Raw genomic sequence first — 23,575 nt, 5'->3', positions numbered from 1 at the left:
TTGGCCGCAGTTCAATGCGGTCATAGTGAATTCGGGATTAATTTTCAGACATTAAAAAGCCGGCTTGTGGCCGGCTTCTCGGGGACTGGCTTGGTTTATTTTTGGTAAACCGCGCCAGCCTTCAAAACGTACACCCGGATCTTGCGTCCGGCTGTGGGACTTGGCGAGAAAGTGATCTGCCTTGTCGGTGCGATCTGAGCCTGAAGAAGGGTCGATGCGCAAATGTGGGGCGCAGCATACTGATTTTTTTGAGGAATTCCCAGCTTGGCGTGTGGGGTAGGGCGATTGCGGAGAGGTGCAGCAGCTGCCGAAGGCTGCGTTCGGCTGCGAAGCAGTCGTAAATCCATTATTCACGGTATGGCTGAAACACCGCGGTGAAGAGTTATACGGCCGCTGCGCAGCCGGACGCAGGCTTCGCCAGCTGCTACAGGGTTGCGTCTTTACAGAAAGGGCACCGACGGCCGGCGTTTGTTGAGCGTCGACCACCAGAATACCCACCCCAATACCCTGATGTTTTGCTTATCGATCTGCTCGGCACTGAAGATCTCGTCTGGATACTCGGCTTTGTTATAGCTGCGCAATCGCAACGCATTCCCCGGCATCCGGTGCAGGTATTTGATCCGCAGCATCCCGTCATGCTCGATCGCATAAATTTCCCCATCAATAACCTGCGTCAGCCCACGGTCGATCGCAAGCGTCGAGCCATCTTCAATCTTTTCGCCCATGCTGTTGCCGATCATGTGGGTACAGATAGCGTCAGCGTGCTTGATTTCCAGAGAGTCGAGGTGGCTGCGAGGCAGGCGGATGGATTGGCTGGGGTCTTTGACGACGTGGGTTTTGTTGGAGCCCGGGGCGGTGGCTGTTTCTATATAGAAGGGCAATTCGACGTCGATGGGCTCGATCACCGTGTAGATGCCGCGGATGGCCTGGGCATCGAAGGTGTTGCCGGACTCGTCGAGTACGCGCAGGCGTGAGGACTCTTTCGGGCCTTCGCCGGTTTTCAGCCAGTCGCTGTTTACAGACAGTAGTCTGGCGACCTCTTCCATGCGGTAGGCGGGCACACCTCGGGTGTACCAGTTGTGGATATTTTGCGCTTCCGTGTCGAAGAAAGCGGCAAATCCAGTGGTTGTGATTTTCGCTGCTTCAAGGAGTGCTTTAAACCGTGGGCCGCTAGTGTTCTTTTTCATAAACACGAGTCTACTGGCGCAGGACGGGGGTTTGAATAAACGATCCGTTCAAATTTCGAGGGAAATTTAAGACTGGATGTAAGGCGCTTTTAGTGGAAATTAAACGAGAAAAAACCAATGCACCCAAGCGTTAAGCGACCGGTTTAAAAGAGGCTTTGCAAGCGCGCACAAAAAACCCCGGTTCAACCGGGGTTCTTCTTCAAACGTCGCAGCTAGAAGCTTACCGCGGCTTCTCAGCCTTTATAGGCAGCAACCGACTTGGTGATCGCGTCGCGGGCGGCATCTGCGCCGGCCCAGCCTTCGATCTTGACCCATTTGCCTTTTTCGAGATCTTTGTAGTTCGCGAAGAAGTGCTCGATCTGCTGAATCAGCAGCGGAGGCAGATCGGTGTATTCCTTCACGTCGACGTACAGCTGGGACAGCTTGTCGTGTGGAACCGCGATCACTTTGGCATCGCCGCCGCCGTCGTCGGTCATGTTCAGGATGCCGACTGGACGCGCGCGGATCACCGAGCCTGGGGCAACCGGGTAAGGAGTCACGACCAGCACGTCGAGGGGGTCACCGTCGTCAGCCAGGGTGTTCGGGATGTAACCGTAGTTGGCCGGGTAGAACATCGGGGTGGCCATGAAACGGTCAACGAACAGGCAATCGCTGTCTTTGTCGATTTCGTATTTGATCGGCGCGTGGTTGGCCGGGATCTCGATCGCGACGTAGATGTCGTTCGGCAGGTCTTTGCCAGCCGGAATCTTGCTGTAGCTCATTGGGCGGTGCCCCCGTTAGTTGACCAAAAAAACTTGGCCGGATTGACCAAAAAGTGGCGGCGATTATAGGCATATTCTGCCACCGTTGCCATGCGCCAGAGGTCGTGTAGACCTTAGTCGTGTGCCTGATAGACCGGGTTTTCAGCCAGAAGTTGCCGTAGACGGGCCAGCGGATCCTGCCGATAAAACAACTTCAGCTGCTCATAAACCTGTGGATATGCTTCATGCAGCAAGTCCGGTGCGCTGAAGAAGTATTCGCTGGTGACGGCGAAGAACTCGGCGGGGTTTTCCGCTGCGTAGGGGTCGATGGCGGTTTCGGCGTCCGGGTTGCGGTCCAGTTGCCGGTCGAGGTCGTCATAGGCTTCTTGCATGATTCTGGCCCAGTCGCTGACGCGCATATCGGTATGCAGCGGGGGCAGGCCATTGGCGTCGCCGTTGAGCATGTCGAGTTTGTGCGCGAGTTCGTGGATCACCAGGTTGTAGCCTTCCCAGCCACCGCTGGCCATTACGCCGGGCCAGGCGAGGATGATCGGGCCTTGCTGCCAGGCTTCACCGCTGTGTTCGCCGTCCCATTCGTGTTCGACGCCGCTGGCATCGCGATGGCGCTGGGGGCTGAGGAAATCGTCGGGGTAGAGGATGATTTCGTGAAAGCCCTGATACCAGTTCAGATCGCCCAGATGCAGCAGCGGCAATTGGGCCTGGGCGGCGAGCAGCAGGCGTTGCTCCTGGTGAAGCTCGACGCCGGGCAGGGCGGTCAGGTGTTTGTCTTGCAGGAACAGCACGCAGGCTTCCCGCAGCCACTGGCCTTCGGCTGCGCTGAGGCCATCGAGAAACCTCAAGTGATGGCGCACCCGTTGCCACATGTCGTCGGCAATCGGATGCCTGGCCAGGGTGCGCCGGCGTCGCCAGGCGCTAAGGGACCACATCGTGAGTCAGCGGGGTTCGGCTTTGGACGCGGCATTCCCGAGGCGGCTGCGGATCACGCTGATGATCATCGGCAGCAGCGACAGCAGGATGATGCCCACTACCAGCAGCGACAGGTTTTTCTTGATGAACGGTACGTTGCCGAAGAAGTAACCGAGGGTGACCAGGCCGCCCACCCAGAGAATGGTTCCGAGAACACTGAAGGCAAGGAAACGCGGGTAAGGCATTTTGCCGACACCGGCGACGAACGGGGCAAAGGTGCGGATGATTGGCATGAAACGCGCCAGGGTCACGGTTTTGCCGCCGTGCTTGTCGTAGAAGTCGTGGGTTTGTTGCAGATAGTCGCGGCGGAATATTTTCGAGTTCGGGTTGCTGAACAGCTTTTCGCCGGCGGTGCGACCGATTATGTAGTTGGTGCTGTCGCCGAGAATCGCCGCCAGCATCAGCAGGCCGCCCAGCAGCACCGGGTCCATGCCGCCACCGGCCGCCACGGCGCCGGCGATGAACAACAGGGAATCGCCCGGCAGGAATGGCATCACCACCAGACCGGTTTCGCAGAAGATCACCAGAAACAGAATGGCGTAAATCCATGCCCCGTAGTTAGTTACCAGCAGGTCGAGGTAAACATCGAGATGCAGGATAAGGTCGATCGGGTTGAAATCCATGGAAAGCACCTGTGGTGATGGCCCGACTCTGCAGGCCTGTGCGGATGGCTTCGCGTAAGACTACAGCTAAGTGTGATTTTTCTTACGAGCCGGAAGAATGGGCATTATACGGGGAGAGAAGTGAAAAACGCCTCGAGTTTGTAGCGGGGGATGTCGATGGAACGATCATAGGTCTGTTGGCATTGCACAATCTTTGTGGCGAGGGGGCTTGCCCCCGTTGGGTTGCGAAGCGACCCCTAAACCAGGTAGTCACGGTTTTTCAGATACACCGCATGCTCAGGTTTTACGACGGCTGCGCCGCCGAACGGGGGCAAGCCCCCTCGCCACAGCAAGCCCCCTCGCCACAAAGGCCCCAGTGCTTACAGCTCCTCACTGATCGGCAACACGTAGTTCTTGAACTCGGTGTCTTCCCTGAACCCGATGGATTCGTAGGTTTTCTGCGCGACTTCGTTGTTGCTGCTGGTGGAAACGCGCATGCGCACGGCATTGGTTTCCTTGGCCATTTTTTTCGCGGTACGGATCAGGTTGTCGGCCACCAACTGGCGGCGGGCGTCTTCGGCGACGTAGATGTCGTTGAGGATCCACACGCGTTTAAGCGAAAGAGACGAAAAGCTGGGGTACAACTGACAAAAACCCATCAGTTTGTTGTTGTCGTCATCGGCCAGGGCCAGGTAGATCACCGACTCCTTGCGGCGCAAGCGTTTCTCGAGGAACGCCCGGGACGAGTCCGGATACGGCAGGGAACCGTAAAACTCACGATATTTGACGAACAACGGGGTCAGCAGGTCGAGGTGTTCGAGGGTCGCTTGAATAATCCGCATGGTAGGTCTCGTCTTCAAGTGGCTGTCTTACGTGGTGACGGCGACGGGAAACCCTGGCGGCCGTGCATCGATCCTGCCTGAAACCTGAATAGAAACGCAATGCGGAAACGGTTCAGGTATCCGACGGGCTCAGTAGGAAATTACCTTTCATATCCGCACCAATGTCCGACTCCAGCGTCTGAACCTGGGCTTCGTCCTTCAGACTGACCCCCGATAACTGCCGCCGACAGGCTTCGCGCATTAAATACAGCAAGCGGTGTGCCGCCATGCCGTAACTCAAGCCTTCGAGCCGGACATTCGAGATGCAGTTGCGATAGGCGTCTGTCAGTCCGACTTTGGGATTATAGGTGAAATACAACCCCAGGCTGTCTGGCGAGCTCAAGCCGGGGCGTTCGCCGATCAAAATGACCACCATTTTCGCGCCTAATAGCTCGCCAATCTCGTCGGCCACTGCAACTCGGCCCTGTTCCACCAGAATCACCGGCGACAGGGACCAACCCTCAGCGGCTGTCTGTTCTTCCATGCGCGCCAGAAACGGTAAGGTGTGGCGATGAACGGCCAATGCCGAGAGGCCATCGGCCACCACGACCGCCAAGTCCACCCCGCCAGGATGATTCCGAGCATAGTCGCGCAGGGTCTGCGCCGACTCATCACTCAACTTGCGCCCCAAATCGGGGCGCTGCAGATAGCTGTTCCGGTCCGTGGCGGCGCTGTGCAACAGCAAACTCTCACGCCCACGCTCGGCCAGTTGCGAATTCAGCCCCCTGTGGTCGAACGGCAGGTGCACCGCATCCCGGGCCTGTGCATGGGCGTACTGAAAATCCAGCTGCGCGCTGGTCGGCATACTGGTGCCTGTACGACCGAGGGCAATACGTGCCGGGGTCAGGCGACGCAGTTCCAGCAATGGGTTTTGCGGATCGACAGGTGGTTTATCCATCTCAATACTCATCCCAGTTGCGCCATGGCTTGGCGGAAGGCCGGCGGCAGGTTGTCGCCGAAGTGAATTTGGCCGTCTGCCTGGGTAAAGATGCCCATGTTCGCCAGCCACTGTTCAAACTCCGGCGCCGGTTTCAGGCCCAGGGTTTTGCGGGCGTAGAGGGCGTCGTGGAACGACGTGGTCTGGTAATTGAGCATGATGTCGTCAGAGCCGGGGATGCCCATGATGAAGTTGATCCCAGCCACGCCCAGCAGGGTCAGCAGGGTGTCCATGTCGTCCTGATCGGCTTCGGCGTGATTGGTGTAACAGATGTCGCAACCCATGGGCACGCCCAGCAGCTTGCCGCAGAAGTGGTCTTCGAGACCGGCGCGGATGATCTGTTTGCCGTTGTAGAGGTATTCGGGGCCGATGAAGCCTACGACGGTGTTCACCAGAAACGGTTTGAAATGGCGTGCCACGGCGTAGGCGCGGGTTTCGCAGGTCTGTTGATCGATGCCGTGGTGAGCGTTGGCTGACAAGGCGCTGCCCTGGCCGGTCTCGAAATACATCAGATTTTGGCCCAGCGTGCCGCGATTCAGGCTCAAGCCCGCGTCATAGCCTTCCTGCAAGACGTTTAGGTTGATACCGAAACTGGCGTTGGCCGCTTCAGTGCCGGCGATCGACTGGAACACCAGGTCTAGCGGAATGCCGCGATTCACCGCCTCGATGGAGGTGGTGACGTGGGTCAGCACGCAGGCCTGTGTAGGAATTTCGTAGCGCTGGATGATCGCATCGAGCATTTCCAGCATGGCGCAGATCGAAGCGATGCTGTCAGTGGCCGGGTTGATGCCGATCATCGCGTCACCGTTGCCGTACAGCAGTCCGTCGAGAATGCTCGCGGCGATGCCGGCCGGTTCGTCGGTGGGGTGATTGGGTTGCAGGCGTGTCGAGAGCCGGCCGCGCAAGCCCAGAGTGCCGCGGAATTTCGTGACCACGCGGATTTTCTGCGCCACCAGCACCAGGTCTTGCACGCGCATGATCTTCGACACGGCGGCGGCCATTTCCGGGGTCAGGCCCGGGGCGAGGGCACGCAAGCTCTGTTCGTCGGCGGCGTCGCTGAGCAGCCAATCGCGAAAGCCACCGACAGTGAGGTGGCTGACCGCTTTAAAAGCCTGTTTATCGTGAGTGTCGATGATCAGCCGGGTGACTTCATCGGCCTCGTAAGGAATCAGTACTTCCTGCAGGAAGTGAGTCAGCGGGATGTCAGCCAGGGCCATCTGCGCGGCCACTCGCTCACCATCGTTGAGGGCGGCAACGCCGGCCAGAAAGTCCCCCGAGCGCGCGGGGCTGGCCTTGGCCATGACGTCTTTGAGACTGTCGAAGCGGTAGGTCTGGGCGCCGACGGTATGGGCAAATACGGCCATGGGGCGGTGTCCTCCTGATTCAATAAATAACTCAAATGCACCGCCGAACCCCTGTGGGAGCGGGCTTGCTCGCGAATGCGGTCTGACATTCAACATGGGTGGTGAATGACACTCCGCCTTCGCGAGCAAGCCCGCTCCCACATTGGATCTCTGTGCACTTCAATATGGCAGGCGCCGGGAATCAGCCCGGCGCCGGTGCAACTCAGACGCCTTCGAGCATTGCATCCGCCGGCGCATCGGAACGCTGCTTGGCCGTCAGTTGGAAATACAGGTAGCCGGCCGCCATGAACCCGAGGAACACACACCCGATCAAGGTGTTGAACCACGCCATCGCAACCAGGCACACCACGGCCAGAAACAGCGCGATGCCCGGTACGATCGGGTAGCCCGGTGCGCGGAAGGTGCGTTCCAGGTTCGGCTCGGTTTTACGCAATTTGAACAGGCTCAGCATACTGATGATGTACATCACGATGGCGCCGAATACCGACATGGTGATCATTGCCGCCGTCAGCGTCATGCCCTGCAGGTTGACCAGGCCGTCGCTGTAGATTGCCGCGATACCGATCACGCCGCCCGCCAGAATCGCCCTGTGCGGCGTCTGGAAGCGCGAGAGTTTGGCCAGCCCTTTGGGCAGGTAACCGGCGCGAGCCAGGGCGAAGAACTGTCGCGAGTAGCCAAGAATGATCCCGTGGAAACTCGCCACCAGGCCGAACAGGCCGATCCAGACCAGCATGTGCATCCAGGTCGAATTGTTGCCGACCACGGCTTTCATCGCCTGAGGCAGCGGATCGTTGATGTTCGACAGTTGGCGCCAGTCGCCGACGCCGCCAGCCATCACCATGACGCCGATGGCCAGGAACACCAGGGTCAGAATGCCACTGACGTAAGCCCTGGGAATCGTGCGTTTCGGGTCCTTGGCTTCCTCGGCGGCCATGGCGGCGCCTTCGATGGCGAGAAAGAACCAGATCGCGAAAGGAATTGCCGCAAAGATGCCGGGAATCGAGGCCATGGTGAATTCGTTGGAACCCGACCAACCATTGAGCACGAAATTGCTGAAGCTGAAGCCCGGTGCGACCACGCCCATGAACACCAGCAACTCGGCGACCGCCAGCACGGTGACCACCAATTCGAACGTGGCAGCGATGCTCACACCGAGGATATTCAAGCCCATGAACACGAAATAGGCACCAACAGCGGCGATCTTCGGGTCCAGTTCCGGGTATTGCACGTTGAGGTAGGCGCCGATAGCCATGGCAATTGCCGGTGGCGCAAAGACGAATTCGATCAGGGTCGCAATGCCGGCGATCAGTCCGCCTTTTTCGCCGAAGGCCCGGCGGCTATAGGCAAACGGCCCGCCAGCGTGGGGAATGGCGGTGGTCAATTCGGTGAAACTGAAGATAAAGCAGGTGTACATCGTCGCCACCATCAGGGCGGTGACGAGAAAACCCAGGGTCCCTGCGGTGCCCCAGCCGTAACTCCAGCCGAAGTACTCGCCGGAAATCACCAGGCCGACGGCAATGCCCCATAGGTGCAGGGTGCCGAGTGTGGGTTTGAGCTGTGTAGTAGAAGTCATAAGTCCTCTCTGTCTTTTTTATTGTTTGATCTGTTGGACTTTCGGGTATGGCGTTTTCGTGTAATTCGGGCACGCAAAGCCCGTGCCAGAGCATCAGGGCGATAATTGGTGTGTCATTGAGGGCGCCTTCGCGAGCAAGCCCGCTCCCACATTGGGGGGGTGGTGTGCCTGATAGTGGGCACGCCGGAAATCCTATGTGGGAGCGGGCTTGCTCGCGAAGGCGGTTCGAAGGGCGATACAGAACTACCTGTATCGCCTCCGGTTTTTAGAAGAAGCCCAACGGATTGATGTCGTAGCTCACCAGCAGGTTTTTGGTCTGCTGATAGTGGTCGAGCATCATCTTGTGGGTTTCACGGCCAACGCCGGACTTTTTGTAACCACCGAACGCGGCGTGAGCCGGGTACAGGTGGTAGCAGTTGGTCCATACGCGACCGGCCTTGATGGCACGGCCCATGCGGTAGGCGCGGTTGATGTCGCGGGTCCAGAGGCCGGCGCCCAGGCCGAACTCGGTGTCGTTGGCGATGGCCAGGGCTTCGGCTTCGTCCTTGAAGGTGGTGATGCTCACCACCGGGCCAAAGATTTCTTCCTGGAACACGCGCATTTTGTTGGTGCCCTTGAGCAGGGTCGGCTGGATGTAATACCCGGTCGCCAGGCTGCCCTCGAGTTTTTCCACTTTGCCGCCGGTCAACAACTCGGCGCCTTCGCCCTTGGCGATTTCCAGGTACGAAAGGATTTTGTCGAATTGCTGCTCGGATGCCTGGGCGCCGACCATGGTGTCGGTGTCCAGCGGGTCGCCACGTTTGATTTGCAGGACTTTGTTCATGACCACTTTCATGAACTCGTCGTAGATCGACTCTTGCACCAAGGCGCGGGACGGGCAGGTGCAGACTTCGCCTTGGTTGAAGAATGCCAGCACCAGGCCTTCGGCAGCTTTTTCGATGAAGCTTGGCTCAGCTCTCATGATGTCTTCGAAGAAGATGTTCGGCGACTTGCCACCCAGCTCCACGGTGGACGGAATGATGTTTTCGGCGGCGCATTTCATGATGTGCGAGCCGACCGGGGTCGAACCGGTGAAAGCGATCTTGGCGATGCGCTTGCTGGTGGCCAGGGCTTCCCCGGCTTCTTTGCCGAAGCCTTGCACCACGTTGAGCACGCCGGGTGGCAGCAGGTCGCCGATCAGTTCCATCAGCACGGTGATGCCCAGCGGGGTTTGCTCAGCCGGTTTAAGGACCACGCAGTTACCGGCGGCGAGGGCCGGGGCAAGTTTCCAGGCGGCCATCAGGATCGGGAAGTTCCACGGAATGATCTGCCCGACCACGCCCAGAGGTTCATGGATGTGATAGGCCACGGTGTTGCCGTCGATCTCGGCGGCGCTGCCTTCCTGGGCGCGGATGCAACCGGCGAAGTAGCGGAAATGGTCGGCGGCCAGCGGGATGTCGGCGTTGAGGGTTTCGCGAACGGCCTTGCCGTTGTCCCAGGATTCGGTGATCGCCAGCACTTCCAGGTTCTGTTCGATGCGATCGGCGATTTTCAGCAGGACCAGCGAGCGTGCCTGGGCGGACGTGGCGCCCCAGGCATCGGCGGCTGCATGGGCAGCGTCCAGGGCCTTTTCGATGTCTTCGGCTGTGGAACGCGGGAATTCGGCAATAGGTTGGCCGTTGACCGGCGATGTATTGGTGAAGTACTGACCTTTGACAGGCGCGACGAACTCGCCGCCGATGTAGTTACCGTATTTGCTTTTGAACGAAACGATAGCGCCTTCAGTACCGGGGTGAGCGTAACGCATGGTGATTTCTCCTTGGCTTTTGTGCTTATAAGGGAGGACGCGCTAAAGCGCTGCATTAAGCGTAGAGCAAAGGTCGGGCCAGCGCCTTGCAGGTCAGGTAAATCAAGGCCTTGCGTGTTTTTTGTCGGACGAATGGGCAGCGTTTGTGACGCTTGCGGTACAGCCCCTGTGACACTTTGTACCGTTTGTGGCGCAGGCTGTGACTGGCGGGTCTTGCCAGCATTGCAATGCTGGCCAGGCTGGAGGATGCTCGAACCTCCCTCCTTGTAGGAGCGAGGCTTGCCCGCGAAGGCCATGATTCGGTTTGCCTGATGCGCCGCGTTATCGTTCTTCGCGGGCAAGCCTCGCTCCTACACGGGGATGCAAACCGCTCGGGGAGAATAATAAGAAATGCACGATAACCATTTGAGTCGCCATGCCCAGCAAGTGCTGACCGTGACCCAAGGCAAATCCCACCTGCACGGTCCCGGCAGCGATCCGTCCATTGCCCGTTCCTGGCTGCGTTGTCTTGAGGATTATCACCTCGACCCGGCCCTGACCATGGCGCCGACGGTGCTGGAGCATGGTCGTGTGCTGGAAAGCCGCGAACGTTTGCAGCAAGTGCTGCAGATCGCCGGCACCGAAATGACCAGCCTCCACCAGCAACTTTCCGGTGCCGGCCACGCGGTGCTGCTGACCGACGCCCGCGGGGTGATCCTCAACTGTGTCACTGCGCCTACCGAACGGAAGATTTTCGAGCGCGCCGGCCTTTGGCTCGGCGCTGACTGGAGCGAAGCCTGCGAAGGCACCAACGGCATCGGCACCTGCCTGGTGGAGCGTCAGTCCCTGACCATCCATCAAGACGAACATTTTCGTGGCCGACATACCGGCCTGACTTGCTCGGCGAGCCCGGTGTTTGATCCTCACGGCGAGCTGCTGGCGGTACTCGACGTGTCTTCGGCGCGTCACGAGGTTTCGCGGCAGAGCCAATTCCACACCATGGCCTTGGTCAATCTGTCGGCGAAGATGATCGAGAGCTGCTATTTCCTGCGTTACTTCGACAATCAATGGTTGCTGCGTTTTCACCTGCAGGCCGAATCTGTCGGGCTGTTCAGCGAAGGGTTGCTGGCGTTCGATGGGGAAGGGCGGATCAGTGCGGTCAACCAGAGTGCGCTGAATTTGCTGGGGCATATTCGTGGCGGGCTGTTGGGCAAACCGGTGGAGGCGTTTTTCGACTGCTCGCTGGATGAATTGCTCGGCCGCGCGAGCGCCAATGCCAGCGCCAGTTGGCCATTGCGCACCCGTGACGGGCGGCGGTTGTTTGCCGTATTGCGCGGGCAGCCGCGCAGTATTCCGGTGCCGGTGGTGCAAAGCCCGATGGTTGCCGAGCGTCCGCGCTTGTCAGGCATTTGCCTGGGCGATGCCGCGCTGCAGGAGGATTTCCGCAAGGCCTTGCGCGTGTTTGAACGGGACGTGCCGTTGCTGATCAATGGCGAAACCGGCTCAGGCAAGGAGGCCTTCGCCAAAGCCGTGCATCAGGCCAGTCAACGGGCAGCAAAATCGTTCGTTGCCCTCAATTGCGCGGCGATTCCCGAAAGCCTGATCGAGAGCGAACTGTTCGGCTATCGCGGCGGCAGTTTCACCGGCGCTCGCAAGGAAGGCATGCGCGGCAAGCTGCAGCAGGCCGATGGCGGGACGTTGTTCCTCGATGAAATCGGTGACATGCCGCTGAGCATGCAGACCCGTCTATTAAGGGTGCTGGAAGACCGTCAGGTGGTGCCGATTGGCGGTGAGCCGGAATCGGTCAATGTGCGGATCATCAGCGCCACCCACCGCAATCTGCTTGAACGGGTGCAGGACGGCAGTTTCCGCGAGGATTTGTATTACCGGCTCAATGGGCTGGAGGTTGCGTTGCCGGCGCTGCGGGAGCGCGCTGACAAATCGCAGTTGCTCGACTTTTTGCTGGCCGAAGAGGCGGGCGGAGAGACGGTGCTGATTGATGCTCCGGCGCGGCAGGCCTTGCTGGATTTTGCCTGGCCGGGCAATGTGCGGCAGCTGCGCAATGTGCTGCGGACCCTGGCGGCGCTGTGTGACGGCGGGCGGATCGGGCTGGAGGATTTGCCGGCGACGATTCGCCAGGCCCGACCGGTGACGGCGTCGGCGGTTGAAGAACCTTCCGAGTATCCGCTGGACGATGCCGAGCGGTTGGCATTGCTGACGGTGCTGGAACAGCAGCGCTGGCATATGACGCACACCGCCGAACAGCTGGGCGTGAGCCGCAATACCCTCTACAGAAAGCTGCGCAAACACGGTATCGCCCGCTAGATACACCGGATCCTGACTTTGTAGGAGCGAGGCTTGCCCGCGAAGCTTTTGGCGTACTAGAGGGCGCCTTCGCGGGCAAGCCTCGCTCCTACAGGTTCTGCGGTGATTTCAAACTCTGAGTGCGAATTTTCCCACCCTACGCTAACCTGCGGCCATGTTTTACGAGGTCGACTATGCACATTCATATTCTTGGTATTTGTGGCACTTTCATGGGTTCGATGGCGGTTCTGGCCAAAGAGCTGGGCCATCACGTGACCGGCTCCGATGCCAACGTCTATCCACCGATGAGCACTCAGCTGCAAGCCCAGGGCATTGAGTTGACCCAAGGTTACGACCCGGCGCAGCTCGATCCGGCCCCGGACCTGGTGGTGATCGGCAATGCCATGTCCCGCGGCAACCCGGCCGTCGAATACGTGCTGAACAAAGGCCTGCCGTACGTCTCCGGCCCGCAATGGCTGGCCGATCACGTGTTGCAAGGCCGCTGGGTGCTGGCGGTTGCCGGCACTCACGGCAAAACCACCACCAGCAGCATGCTTGCCTGGGTCCTGGAGCACGCCGGCATGAGCCCGGGTTTCCTGATCGGCGGCGTGCCGCAGAATTTCTCGGTGTCGGCGCGTCTGGGTGATACGCCGTTCTTCGTGATCGAAGCCGACGAATACGACAGTGCATTCTTCGACAAGCGTTCGAAATTCGTTCACTACCGTCCGCGCACGGCGATCTTGAACAATCTTGAGTTTGATCACGCTGACATCTTCCCCGATCTGCCGGCCATCGAGCGGCAGTTCCACCATTTGGTGCGGACCATTCCAAGCGAAGGCCTGGTGATCCATCCGACCACCGAACCGGCATTGCTGCGGGTTATCGAAATGGGCTGCTGGACCCCGGTGCAAACCACCGGTGCCGGCGGTCAGTGGCAAGTCAAACTGCTCAGTGAAGACGGCTCGAAATTCGAAGTGATGTTCGAAGGCGCCGTTCAAGGCGTGGTCGAGTGGGACATGACCGGTCAGCACAACGTCGCCAACGCCTTGGCCACCTTGGCCGCCGCACGTCATGTCGGCGTCGTGCCGTCGATGGGTATCGCTGCACTGAGCGCGTTCAAAAGCGTGAAGCGGCGGATGGAAAAGGTCGCGGAAGTCCGTGGCATCACCATTTACGACGACTTTGCTCACCACCCGACCGCCATCGCCACCACCCTCGACGGTCTGCGCAAACGCATTGGCGATGCGCCGCTGATCGCGATCATCGAGCCGCGCTCCAACTCCATGAAGCTTGGCGCGCACCGTGATGGCTTGCCGGAAAGTGTGGTCGATGCCGATCAGGTGATCTGGTATTCCCCGGCCAACCTCGGTTGGGATCTGGGCGCCACTGCGGCGTTGTGCACTGTGCCGTCGATCGTCAGCGATTCGCTGGAAGGCATCATCGAGCGCGTGAAGAGCCAGGCTCAGCCCGGCACTCATGTGGTGATCATGAGCAACGGCGGCTTCGGCGGCCTGCACGGCAAACTGGCCGAGGCGCTGCAATGAACAACGGTCCGGAACGCATCACGCTGGCGATGACCGGCGCTTCGGGCGCCCAGTACGGCTTGCGCCTGCTCGACTGCCTGGTGCGTGAAGACCGCGAGGTACACTTCCTGATTTCCAAGGCTGCGCAACTGGTGATGGCCACCGAGACCGATGTCTCGCTGCCGTCCAAACCACAGATGATGCAAGCCTTCCTCACGGAATATACCGGCGCCGCCGCCGGGCAGATTCGGGTGTACGGCAAGGAAGACTGGATGTCGCCAGTGGCGTCGGGCTCTGGCTCGCCAGCGGCGATGGTGGTGGTGCCGTGTTCCACCGGGACCTTGTCGGCTATAGCGACCGGGGCCTGCAACAACTTGATCGAGCGGGCTGCCGACGTGACCTTAAAGGAGCGCCGCCAGCTGATTCTGGTACCGCGCGAGGCGCCGTATTCGAGCATTCATCTGGAGAACATGCTCAAACTGTCGAACATGGGCGTGACGATTTTGCCGGCGTCGCCGGGCTTCTATCACCAGCCGCAGACCATCGATGACTTGATCGACTTCGTTGTGGCGCGAATTCTCAACTGTTTGAATATCCCGCAAGACATGCTGCCGCGTTGGGGCGAACACCATTTGAGCAGCGATGAATAAGCTGCTGATCATCCTGTTGGCTTTGCAATTGGCGGGCTGCGCCACCGCGCGCACCCTCGATGCCGCCAAGCCTGGAGCGCCGGTGGTGTATTCGGGGACGCGTCTGGATTTGTATGCGATGAACGGCGGGTGCTGCGCCATGGACCGATTTGGCGCCGAAGCGCCGAGTTATCCGGCTGTTGACCTGCCGGCCAGTGCGTTGCTCGACACACTGCTGTTGCCGCTGTCGTTGTTGACGGTGATTGGCGTGAGTTTTCAAGCGACCGGTGGTTTGTAGCGCTCGGCGTTGAATCGATGTTGCGCCCTTCGCGAGCAAGCCCGCTCCCACATTTGATCTGTGTCATTCACAAATCCAATGTGGGAGCGGGCTTGCTCGCGAAGGCGTCCGTTTGGGCGCCGCTGAATTATTTTCCCAACTTGCGCAACTCATCCGACTCGACAATCCGCACGCCATCCTGCTCTTCCAGCGCCAGGCGCCACATGGCGCGGGCCAGTTGGCAGGCTTCGATGCCGTGGTATTTGCCCGGAATCAATTTCGACAATGGGCCGGCAACCCGCTCGGCCAGTCGCGGCTCGACGCGATCGCCCAACAACAGCGAAGGCCGGCAAATGGTCAGCTGCGGCCAATTCTGCGCGCGCAATGCGTGTTCCATCTCGCCTTTGACCCGGTTGTAGAAAATCGAGGATCTGCGATCGGCACCCAAGGCGCTGATCACGATCAAGTGCCGTGCGCCCATTTCTCGCGCACGTTTGGCGAAAGCCACGACCATGTCCAGGTCCACCGCGCGAAACGCTTCCTCGGAGCCGGCCTGCTTGATCGTGGTGCCGAGGCAGCAGTAGGCAATGTCGACGCGACCGTTCAATTGCGGCAAAAACACCGTCGGGTCGCCGACCGGGTTTTCCAGGTGAGGATGCTCGGCCAGTGGCCGGCGTGAGGGGGCTAATACCCGTGTAATCGTTGGCTCGTTGAGTAGACGGTCAAGCAAATGTTCACCGGTTAACCCGGTAGCTCCGGCAAGCAATACATGCTGAGGCGTCAAGTACATAGTCATTCCCCCTTGATACTATTCAGCTTAGTTGCTCTTTTCATCCTTGCTGATAGAGACACTTTGCAGTGCCTTTCGTGCCTGTTGTTTGCGCAACAGCTGCCAGTGGCTGAGAACGGTTTTCGGCGCCCAGATCTGTGGCTCGGAAGCTTCGAAGCTGTCGGCCAGTTCACGCTCGGCCACGGTGGCACTGGCCAGTTTGAAGGCTTGCTCCAAGTCGTCGGTCTGGTTCAGCGCCTGGGCGAACAGCGCGTCGCCGAAGTACGTGAAGTTGGCTTCTTCCGAACACCCAAAGGACACTCGATCGGCGCGCGAGGCGGTCATGATCAGGGTGCGTTCGTCCTTGAGGGCGGGAATGAAGCCACCGGAATAGCACGATGAAATCACGATAATTTTGTCGCGCTTTTTCAGGGGCGCGAGGACGGCGGCGAGTTCGTCGGCGGGCAGGTCGGCCAGTTCCATGCGTGGCTGGTCGAGCACCAGTTCGTGTTCGCTGTTGCCGTGGCTGGTCAGGTAAATGAACAGCAGGTCTTCCGGGCCGCTGCGTTCGGCCAGGGTCTGGGCGGCGCGGCGCAGGTTTTCCCGGGTGGCCATCGGCCGATCGCCGAGGTGATCGCGATGGTTGACCAGGCGGATCTGGCCGAAGGCGCCGAAACGGCTGGCGAGCATGTTGGCGACGTAGTCTGACTCGCGCAGGAACACGCTCTGCTTGCCATCGCCGCCGAGGGTCAAGGTGTACAGTTCGACCGCCGGGGTCGAGGCCGGGACGTTGGCCAGCGAATCGTCGAGCAAGCGCCCCTGGGCCAACAAGCCGAGTTCGAGAGGGTCGGGCAGCAGCTTGCCGTCGGCGTCGCGCACGCGCTGACTGTTGACCCAGGTGCCGCTCTGCACCGTGCCATCGGTCAGCACCAAAGTACCTCGGCCCTGATAGTTGTCGCCGTCGAACTGGCCGATATAGAAACTGCCATCGGCCAGGTTCAAGCGACCCTGACCGGTGAAACGCCAGTCGCTGAAGTGACCGATGTAGTGACTGCCATCGGCGCCGATCAACTCGCCCTTGCCGCTGAGCACGCCTTCCTTGAACTGACCGAGCCAGACATCGCCATCGGCGTTCTCGTAGCGCCCCTTGCCGTGCAGTTGATTGTTCTTGAAACCGCCGACATAGATATCGCCATCGGCGCTGTTGAAGGTGCCATTGCCTTCCAGCTGACCGTCGGCGAAATGCCCGGTGAACTGATTGCCGCTGGCATCGCTGCGCTGGCCTTCGCCGTTGGGTTTACCGTGGGCGAATTGACCCTGGTACTGGCTGCCGTCTGCGAGTTCCAGACGACCGAGCCCTGAATATTGATCGGCCTTGAATTCGCCGCGGTAGGTCATGGCGTTTTCTTTGAGGGTGCCTTCACCGTCGCGTCGACCCGCCTTGAAACCGCCGGTGTAGCTGCTGCCAGTGGTGGTCAGCGTGCCTTGGCCGTCGAATAGCCCTTGCTGGAATTGCCCGCGATAGACCTCGCCGTTGCTGCCATGCCATTCGCCCTGGCCATGCCATTGGCCTTTGTCGAACTGGCCGGCGTACCAGCTGCCGTTCGGGTAATCGATGCGGCCTTCACCTTGCAGCAAACCATTGACCAGATCACCGCGATAGCGTCCGCCGTCCGGCAGGCGGGCATCAGGGGGCAACAGCGATTCGCCATCGCCGCAAGCGGTGAGCAACAGGGTCAAAGCAAGGAGTGCAAGTGAGCGCATAGCGGGATCCGGGCAATTAGGCGACCGAGTATGCCGCAGCTATGTGTCGCATTTATAGAGACACGGCACAGACACGGCGCGAAACAGCGTGAGCTGCTTCGCATCCGGGATGCTTTACACGAAGCAGAGGGACAGTGGCTCGGCGATATATGCCGGTTTGTCCGACCCTTCAATTTCAAGCGTGGCGGTTGCCTTGAGCAACCATTGGCCGGGTTTCTTCTCGATGACGTCGTTCATGTCAACCTTGAGTCGAACCCTGGAATTGACCTTCACAGGCTGGATGAAACGCACGCTGTCCAGACCATAGTTGACTACCATCTTTGCGCCCTCGGGCAGGATGAGGATGTCTTCCATCAGTTTGGGGATCAGCGACAACGACAGGAAACCATGGGCGATGGTGCTGCCAAAAGGTGTTTGCGCGGCTTTGACCGGGTCGACATGGATGAACTGATAATCACCTGTGGCTTCTGCGAACAGGTTGATGCGTTCCTGGTCGATGGTGAGCCATTCGGAACGTCCGAGTTCCTTGCCGACATAATCTTTGAGCTCTGCAACTGGAACATAGGGCATTGAGACTCTCCTTGGGTCATCGGTTTTATAGTTTTCGAGTGGGGGGATTTGACCTCCCTGCGAACCACTTTAGATCAACATGGCAAATTGCTCCGGTCAACTATCCATGCTTTTGGCGAATGCCGATTCATAGCGTTGGCGTGCTTATAATGCCGGGCCCCTTCTTTGTGGGGAGCACGCGTGGGAGAGAATGGATGTTGTTACGTGGCCTGACCTGGCTGGTGCTTTTTCAATTGCTCGGCACCGCCCTCAACCATTTGTTTTTGTCGGTACTACCGGGGCCGATCATTGGCCTGCTGTTGCTGCTGGGGTATCTGATTATTCGCGGTCAAGTCGGCGAGCCGCTGAACCTCGCGGCCAGCAGCCTGCTGCGTTATCTGCCGTTGCTGCTGGTGCCACCAGCGGTGGGCGTGATGGTTTACGCCGCCGATATCGCCGCGGATTTCTGGGCGATCACCGGTGCGCTGGTGTTGTCGCTGCTGCTATCGATGGCCTTCGCTGGTGTATTGATGCAGCGCCTGGTCAAGCGTCACGCTCATCGCGAGGACGACCAATGATTTTCGATTGGCAGGGCGCCTGGGCGGCGGTGATTCATCATCCATTGTTCGGTATCGGCATTACATTGGGCGCGTATCAATTGGTGCTGGCGGCCTACGAGAAAACCCGCTGGATTTTTCTGCAACCGGTACTGGTCTCCATGTTGCTGGTCATCGTTGTCCTGGTGGGTTGCGGCCTGAGCTACGCCGAATACCGCAAGAGCACCGAGATCCTCAGTATCTTGCTCGGGCCGGCCACTGTTGCGCTGGCGGTACCGCTGTACCTCAATCTGCGGCGGATCCGGCAGTTGTTCTGGCCGATATTTACTACGCTGGTGATAGGCGGCGTGGTCGCCACGGGCATGGGTGTGTTGCTGGGCTGGGGCTTCGGCGCCGAACACATGATCCTGATGACCATGGCACCCAAATCGGTCACCTCGCCGATTGCCATGCTGGTGGCAGAGCAGATTGGTGGCGTCGCGGCACTGGCGGCGGTGTTCGTGTTGATTACCGGGGTAATCGGGGCGATCTTCGGGCCGAGTCTTTTGACCCGTCTCGGTGTCCACAGCCCAGAGGCTCGAGGCATGGCCCTGGGCATGACCGCTCATGCGGTCGGTACCTCGGTGGCCTTGCAGGAGAGTGAAGAATGCGGTGCCTTTGCGGCGCTGGCGATGAGTCTGATGGGCGTAGCCACGGCGGTGTTCCTGCCGTTGGCGGTGTCGATGGTGGTGTAAGGAAATGTCTATGAGTCTGCCGCTTTTTCCGCTGAACACGGTGCTGTTTCCGGACTGCATCCTCGACTTGCAGATCTTCGAGGCGCGCTACCTGGACATGATCGGTCGCTGCATGAAACAGGGTGGCGGCTTCGGCGTGGTGTGCATCCTCGACGGCGAAGAAGTCGGCATCGCCCCCGAAGGCTACGCACGGGTGGGGTGCGAGGCGCTGATCACCGATTTCCATCAGCAAGACAATGGCCTGCTGGGCATTCGGGTGAAAGGCGGGCGGCGTTTCCACGTTGTGCGCACCGAGGTGCAGCGCGACCAGTTGATCGTCGCCGAAGTCGAATGGCTGGAAGACGAGCCCGAACAACCGCTACAGGATGAAGACGCCGACCTGGTCGCGCTGCTCAAGGCCTTGGCGGAACATCCGATGGTCGAAGCGCTGAACATGGGCACCGAAGCGACGGGGCAGCAGTCGCTGGCCAATCAGTTGGCGTACCTGTTGCCGTTTGCCGAAACGGACAAGATTGACCTGCTGCAACTCGATGATCCGCAGCAACGTCTGGATGCGATTCAGGCGTTGCTGGATAAGTTGCAGGGTGACTTGTTTGCCTGACGTCCGCTAAAAGATCGCACCTGTAGCAGCTGCCGAGCCTGCGAGGCTGCGTTCGGCGGCGAAGCCGTCGTAAAACCAGACAACGCGGTCTTTCAGGCAAACCGCATAAGCAGGATTTGCGAGGACTTCGTCCTCGAACGCAGCCTCGCAGGCTCGGCAGCTGCTACAGGGTTACGGCATCAATACGCATACCGCAACATCGCATGCGGCATGTGCCTCAACACAAAGAAACCGAACAACGCCACCAATGAAGGCAACACCAGCCACCAGATTTTCGGCGGCATGGCGGTGAGCGAAGTCTGGCGTTGAGTCAGCCAAAGGCTGGCCGCGCACACGCATGCCGCCAGCATCGCCCCGGCCAGCACATCGGTCGGCCAGTGCGCGCCCAGGTACACCCGTGACAAGGCAATCATCAGCGCCGGCAAGCAGCCCACCAATAACCAGGTCAGGCGCATGCGCGGCGGTTGTCCGCGACCGGCCAGCACTGCGAGCGTCAAGAACAGTGCGAAAGAGCCCGAGGCATGGCCGCTGGGCATGCTGTAGCTGGTCAGTGGGTCGCTCAGCACTTCCGGGCGCACGCGGGCGAAAAAGTGCTTGGTCGCGGTGTTGCCCAGCGCGGTGAACAGCAGAGTGCCGCCGGCGAAGAGCGCGTGTCGCCATTGTCGTGTCAGCAACAGCAAGACGGTCAGCAGCGCGCTGAGCATAAACATGTTGCGCAATTCACCGATCAGCGTGAACACCACGGCCACTTCATCGAGCATCGGGCTGCGGTGTTCCTGCACCAGCGTCATCACGCCTTGATCAAGAGCGCTCAGGTGCGGATAGCCAATAAACAGCCCCGCCAGAATCAGCAGGCTCATGCCGGTGATGAACATCGTGGCTTTGCGATGCCGGCGCAGGCTGCTGGTGGCACTCAGCCCCACCATCAGTGCAATGCTGCCCGCGACAATTCCGGCCTCGGGCCAGAAACCTTCCGGCAACGGCAATCGAATCGCCGCTCCCGTGGCCCAGCCGGGCAGCAGATACGCAACGCTCCAGCCTGCGGCGGCCAGCAAGCTGACGACGGCGAAGCGCGGGAATGGCATGTCGAACATCCCGGCGACCATCGGCAGCATCGGTCGTAGCGGGCCGATAAAACGTCCAACCAACAGACTGGCAATGCCATAACGCTGGAAATACGCCTCGGCCCCGGCCATCCATTCCGGATGATGGCGCAACCCCGGCAGACGCCGGATGTTCTGGTGGAAATGGCGCCCCAAAAAGTACGAAACAATGTCACCCAACACACCACCGAGCAAACCCAGCAGCAGCGTTTCACCCAATGACAACGCGCCACTGCCGGCCAGCACCGCCACGGCAAACAGCAATACTGTGCCGGGCACGATCAGCCCGGCAATCGCCAGGCATTCAACGCAAGCCACGATGAACACTGCCGCGGCCAACCACTGCGGATTGACCGTCAACCAACCGGTCACGCTATCGAGCCATGGGCCCATAAAAACAACTCCATTGAATAATCAATTGGCCTCAAGGGACAAACGCAATCTTCACAACACCACAGATTTCATGTGGGAGCGGGCTTGCTCGCGAAGGCGGAGTGTCAGGCGGCACTAATATCGACTGAAAGGGCCCCTTCGCGAGCAAGCCCGCTCCCACACTGGATTTTCATCGTTCACGTCAGCAAAAAATAATCGCGCCCTTCGACCTGCCCCCGGCGCAGCGGGTTGCGTGTGCAATAAAGTGCGTAAGCCGCATCAACAAAACGGTACATCAAGTGTTCGTCGCGCCCGTGGGGAATGCCCAGGCGTGTGGTCTGGATAATGTGGCCGGGCGCCGGCCCGACATCTTCCACCAGCAGTACTTCATGGTCGAAGCGCTTGGCGTCCCAGACCGGCACCTTCAGCCCTAGCGCCTTGCAAAGCAGCGTCTGCCCGGCACACAGCTTTTGTGAGGGGCGAGGGCGGCCCTGAGCATCGGGATTGTTCAATAGCATCTGCGCCAGACTCGCTGGCCCGCTCAGTTCATCGACCCACGGATAGGCGGATTTGATCAATACCGCATTACCCGGACCCTGAGCGCTGAAATTCAACGAATCGCCGCCGCGGGCGTAATACATATAGATGTGGCCGCCATCCAGAAACAAAGCCTTACGCTTTTCTGTGTAGCCAAGGGAGGCGTGGCTGCCTTTTTCTTCGCAGTAATAGGCTTCGGTCTCGATGATCCGGGCACTGAGCCACAGGTCGCCGACCTTATGGCGGATGATCTTGCCCAGTAAATCCCGGGCCAGCGTTTGGGCATCGCGGTCGAAAAATGCATCCGGCAACCCCGTGGGCTGGCGCGTAGTGGATGCAGAAACAGGCAGGTTAGTCATGATGAACAGCGTTTATCAGGGCTGATGGAGTCGTGATGATAACAATATGCGGCTTAATCACGGCTGAACGTCGGCAAATTGCGCTCCATTTCGACCATCCGCCCGTCACCGCTGTTAGTCCCGGGACGCGACAGCTATAATCTGCCGCTTTACTCTTTACCAAGACCTTAGCAAAGACCATTGCAGACCATGACTGAGTCCGTTCTTGACTACATGACCCGTTTGGGTCGCGCCGCCCGCGAAGCTTCCCGCGTGATCGGCCGTGCCAGCACCGCGCAGAAAAACCGCGCCTTGCAGGCAGCTGCCAATGCGCTGGACGCTGCACGCGCCGAGCTGACCGCAGCCAATGAACTGGATCTGGCGGCCGGCCGCGCCAATGGTCTGGAACCTGCTTTGCTGGAACGTCTGGCACTGACCCCGGAGCGCATCGACGGCATGATCGTCGGTTTGCGTCAGGTCGCGGCACTGCCCGACCCGGTGGGTGCGATCCGCGACATGAGTTATCGCCCGTCTGGCATCCAGGTCGGCAAGATGCGCGTGCCATTGGGCGTGATCGGGATCATCTACGAATCACGGCCGAACGTGACCATCGATGCCGCCAGCCTGTGCCTGAAGTCCGGCAATGCGACCATCCTGCGTGGCGGCTCCGAGGCGATTCATTCCAACCGTGCCATTGCCGCCTGCATCCAGCGCGGCCTGGCCGAGGCCGATCTGCCGGCCGCCGTGGTGCAAGTGGTCGAAACCACCGACCGTGCCGCCGTTGGCGCGCTGATCACCATGCCCGAATACGTCGACGTCATCGTGCCCCGTGGTGGCCGTGGCCTGATCGAACGGGTCAGTCGCGATGCCCGCGTGCCCGTCATCAAGCACCTGGACGGCATCTGTCACGTCTACGTCAGTGCCCACGCCGATCTGCCGAAAGCCCAGCGCATTGCGTTCAATGCCAAGACTTACCGTTACGGCATCTGTGGCGCCATGGAAACCCTGCTGGTGGATCAGGCAGTCGCCAATGAGTTCCTGCCATCGATGGCTGCCCAGTTCCGCGAAAAAGGCGTCGAGCTGCGCGGTTGCGAGCGCACCCGGGCGATCATCGAGGCCGTTGCGGCCACTGAAGAAGACTGGCACACCGAATACCTGGCGCCGATCCTCTCGATCCGTGTGGTCGACGGTCTGGATCAGGCCATTGAGCATATTAATAAGTACGGCTCCCATCACACCGATTCGATCGTCAGCGAAAACCTGGCCGATACCCGGCGTTTCGTGGCTGAAGTCGATTCGTCTTCGGTGATGATCAATACGCCGACGTGCTTTGCCGATGGCTTCGAATACGGATTGGGTGCCGAGATTGGCATTTCTACTGATAAGCTGCACGCCCGCGGCCCGGTGGGCCTCGAAGGGCTGACCTGCGAGAAGTACATCGTGGTCGGTGACGGTCAGTTGCGCGGCCAGGAGTCGCTCTGA

At 59.8% G+C, this 23,575-nt stretch carries 22 protein-coding genes; 8 read left to right on the top strand and 14 right to left on the bottom strand.

The window, feature by feature from the left end:
- Positions 1–440: 440 nt before the first annotated feature.
- The 9 genes from KW837_RS24365 to KW837_RS24325 form a co-directional block, all read right to left on the bottom strand.
- Positions 441–1,187, bottom strand: a complete 747-nt coding sequence (locus tag KW837_RS24365) for a S24 family peptidase (RefSeq protein WP_218398873.1) — start codon at positions 1,185–1,187, stop codon at positions 441–443.
- A gap of 233 nt (positions 1,188–1,420) precedes the next feature.
- On the bottom strand, positions 1,421–1,948 hold the full coding sequence (gene ppa / locus KW837_RS24360; protein WP_008052339.1) for an inorganic diphosphatase: 528 nt from the start codon (positions 1,946–1,948) through the stop codon (positions 1,421–1,423).
- Between the two features lie 113 nt (positions 1,949–2,061).
- Positions 2,062–2,874, bottom strand: a complete 813-nt coding sequence (locus KW837_RS24355; protein WP_218398872.1) for a zinc-dependent peptidase — start codon at positions 2,872–2,874, stop codon at positions 2,062–2,064.
- Between the two features lie 6 nt (positions 2,875–2,880).
- Positions 2,881–3,537: a DedA family protein gene (locus tag KW837_RS24350; RefSeq protein ID WP_218398871.1), complete on the bottom strand. Its 657-nt coding sequence runs from the start codon at positions 3,535–3,537 to the stop codon at positions 2,881–2,883.
- A 359-nt stretch (positions 3,538–3,896) separates the two neighbouring features.
- On the bottom strand, positions 3,897–4,358 hold the full coding sequence (locus KW837_RS24345; RefSeq protein ID WP_095633937.1) for an N-acetyltransferase: 462 nt from the start codon (positions 4,356–4,358) through the stop codon (positions 3,897–3,899).
- A 112-nt stretch (positions 4,359–4,470) separates the two neighbouring features.
- The gene (eutC, locus tag KW837_RS24340) at positions 4,471–5,295 is read right to left on the bottom strand and encodes an ethanolamine ammonia-lyase subunit EutC (RefSeq protein WP_218398870.1); all 825 of its coding nucleotides are present in this window, start codon (positions 5,293–5,295) and stop codon (positions 4,471–4,473) included.
- 8 nt (positions 5,296–5,303) lie between these two features.
- On the bottom strand, positions 5,304–6,698 hold the full coding sequence (locus tag KW837_RS24335; protein WP_063342409.1) for an ethanolamine ammonia-lyase subunit EutB: 1,395 nt from the start codon (positions 6,696–6,698) through the stop codon (positions 5,304–5,306).
- Positions 6,699–6,900: 202 nt separating this feature from the next.
- On the bottom strand, positions 6,901–8,271 hold the full coding sequence (eat, locus tag KW837_RS24330) for an ethanolamine permease (protein ID WP_192345305.1): 1,371 nt from the start codon (positions 8,269–8,271) through the stop codon (positions 6,901–6,903).
- A gap of 265 nt (positions 8,272–8,536) precedes the next feature.
- A complete protein-coding gene (locus tag KW837_RS24325) occupies positions 8,537–10,057 on the bottom strand; it encodes an aldehyde dehydrogenase family protein (protein WP_218398869.1) in 1,521 nt (506 codons plus the stop codon).
- A 390-nt stretch (positions 10,058–10,447) separates the two neighbouring features.
- Between KW837_RS24325 and KW837_RS24320 the strand changes: the two genes are divergently transcribed.
- From KW837_RS24320 to KW837_RS24305, 4 genes are all read left to right on the top strand, one after another.
- Positions 10,448–12,361: a sigma-54-dependent Fis family transcriptional regulator gene (locus KW837_RS24320; protein WP_218398868.1), complete on the top strand. Its 1,914-nt coding sequence runs from the start codon at positions 10,448–10,450 to the stop codon at positions 12,359–12,361.
- A 173-nt stretch (positions 12,362–12,534) separates the two neighbouring features.
- Positions 12,535–13,884 (top strand): UDP-N-acetylmuramate:L-alanyl-gamma-D-glutamyl-meso-diaminopimelate ligase, encoded by a 1,350-nt coding sequence (gene mpl, locus KW837_RS24315; protein WP_008009026.1) that lies wholly within the window; start codon positions 12,535–12,537, stop codon positions 13,882–13,884.
- On the top strand, positions 13,881–14,513 hold the full coding sequence (gene ubiX / locus KW837_RS24310; RefSeq protein WP_007894343.1) for a flavin prenyltransferase UbiX: 633 nt from the start codon (positions 13,881–13,883) through the stop codon (positions 14,511–14,513). Before mpl ends, ubiX begins: the two co-directional genes overlap by 4 nt.
- The gene (locus tag KW837_RS24305) at positions 14,506–14,790 is read left to right on the top strand and encodes a YceK/YidQ family lipoprotein (protein WP_123498534.1); all 285 of its coding nucleotides are present in this window, start codon (positions 14,506–14,508) and stop codon (positions 14,788–14,790) included. The genes ubiX and KW837_RS24305 overlap by 8 nt, the downstream gene beginning before the upstream one ends.
- A 127-nt stretch (positions 14,791–14,917) precedes the next feature.
- Here KW837_RS24305 and KW837_RS24300 read toward each other — a convergent pair whose 3' ends face one another.
- From KW837_RS24300 to KW837_RS24290, 3 genes are all read right to left on the bottom strand, one after another.
- The gene (locus KW837_RS24300; protein WP_218398867.1) at positions 14,918–15,559 is read right to left on the bottom strand and encodes an oxidoreductase; all 642 of its coding nucleotides are present in this window, start codon (positions 15,557–15,559) and stop codon (positions 14,918–14,920) included.
- A gap of 27 nt (positions 15,560–15,586) precedes the next feature.
- Entirely contained in the window at positions 15,587–17,302 is a 1,716-nt protein-coding gene (locus tag KW837_RS24295; protein ID WP_218398866.1) for a C13 family peptidase, read from the bottom strand.
- 114 nt (positions 17,303–17,416) lie between these two features.
- Positions 17,417–17,872: a MaoC family dehydratase gene (locus tag KW837_RS24290; RefSeq protein WP_007894347.1), complete on the bottom strand. Its 456-nt coding sequence runs from the start codon at positions 17,870–17,872 to the stop codon at positions 17,417–17,419.
- Positions 17,873–18,066: 194 nt separating this feature from the next.
- Between KW837_RS24290 and KW837_RS24285 the strand changes: the two genes are divergently transcribed.
- Genes KW837_RS24285 through KW837_RS24275 form a run of 3 tightly spaced genes read left to right on the top strand, consistent with a single transcriptional unit; the run spans position 18,067 to position 19,743 of the window.
- Positions 18,067–18,429 (top strand): CidA/LrgA family protein, encoded by a 363-nt coding sequence (locus KW837_RS24285; protein ID WP_218398865.1) that lies wholly within the window; start codon positions 18,067–18,069, stop codon positions 18,427–18,429.
- Entirely contained in the window at positions 18,426–19,142 is a 717-nt protein-coding gene (locus tag KW837_RS24280; protein ID WP_123498540.1) for an LrgB family protein, read from the top strand. Before KW837_RS24285 ends, KW837_RS24280 begins: the two co-directional genes overlap by 4 nt.
- Positions 19,143–19,152: 10 nt before the next feature.
- The gene (locus KW837_RS24275; RefSeq protein WP_218398864.1) at positions 19,153–19,743 is read left to right on the top strand and encodes an LON peptidase substrate-binding domain-containing protein; all 591 of its coding nucleotides are present in this window, start codon (positions 19,153–19,155) and stop codon (positions 19,741–19,743) included.
- A 179-nt stretch (positions 19,744–19,922) separates the two neighbouring features.
- On the opposite strand, the gene KW837_RS24270 is transcribed toward KW837_RS24275, so the two are convergent.
- Together KW837_RS24270 and KW837_RS24265 are read right to left on the bottom strand one after the other, a co-directional pair.
- Positions 19,923–21,239 (bottom strand): bifunctional DedA family/phosphatase PAP2 family protein, encoded by a 1,317-nt coding sequence (locus KW837_RS24270; protein WP_218398863.1) that lies wholly within the window; start codon positions 21,237–21,239, stop codon positions 19,923–19,925.
- 176 nt (positions 21,240–21,415) lie between these two features.
- The gene (locus tag KW837_RS24265; protein WP_218398862.1) at positions 21,416–22,114 is read right to left on the bottom strand and encodes a DNA-3-methyladenine glycosylase; all 699 of its coding nucleotides are present in this window, start codon (positions 22,112–22,114) and stop codon (positions 21,416–21,418) included.
- A 189-nt stretch (positions 22,115–22,303) separates the two neighbouring features.
- Between KW837_RS24265 and KW837_RS24260 the strand changes: the two genes are divergently transcribed.
- On the top strand, positions 22,304–23,575 hold the full coding sequence (locus KW837_RS24260; protein ID WP_218398861.1) for a glutamate-5-semialdehyde dehydrogenase: 1,272 nt from the start codon (positions 22,304–22,306) through the stop codon (positions 23,573–23,575).

This window comes from Pseudomonas sp. PDM24 (genome assembly GCF_019218905.1).
In the GTDB taxonomy this organism is placed as follows: domain Bacteria; phylum Pseudomonadota; class Gammaproteobacteria; order Pseudomonadales; family Pseudomonadaceae; genus Aquipseudomonas.
This window is presented reverse-complemented; position numbering and strand designations above follow the sequence as displayed.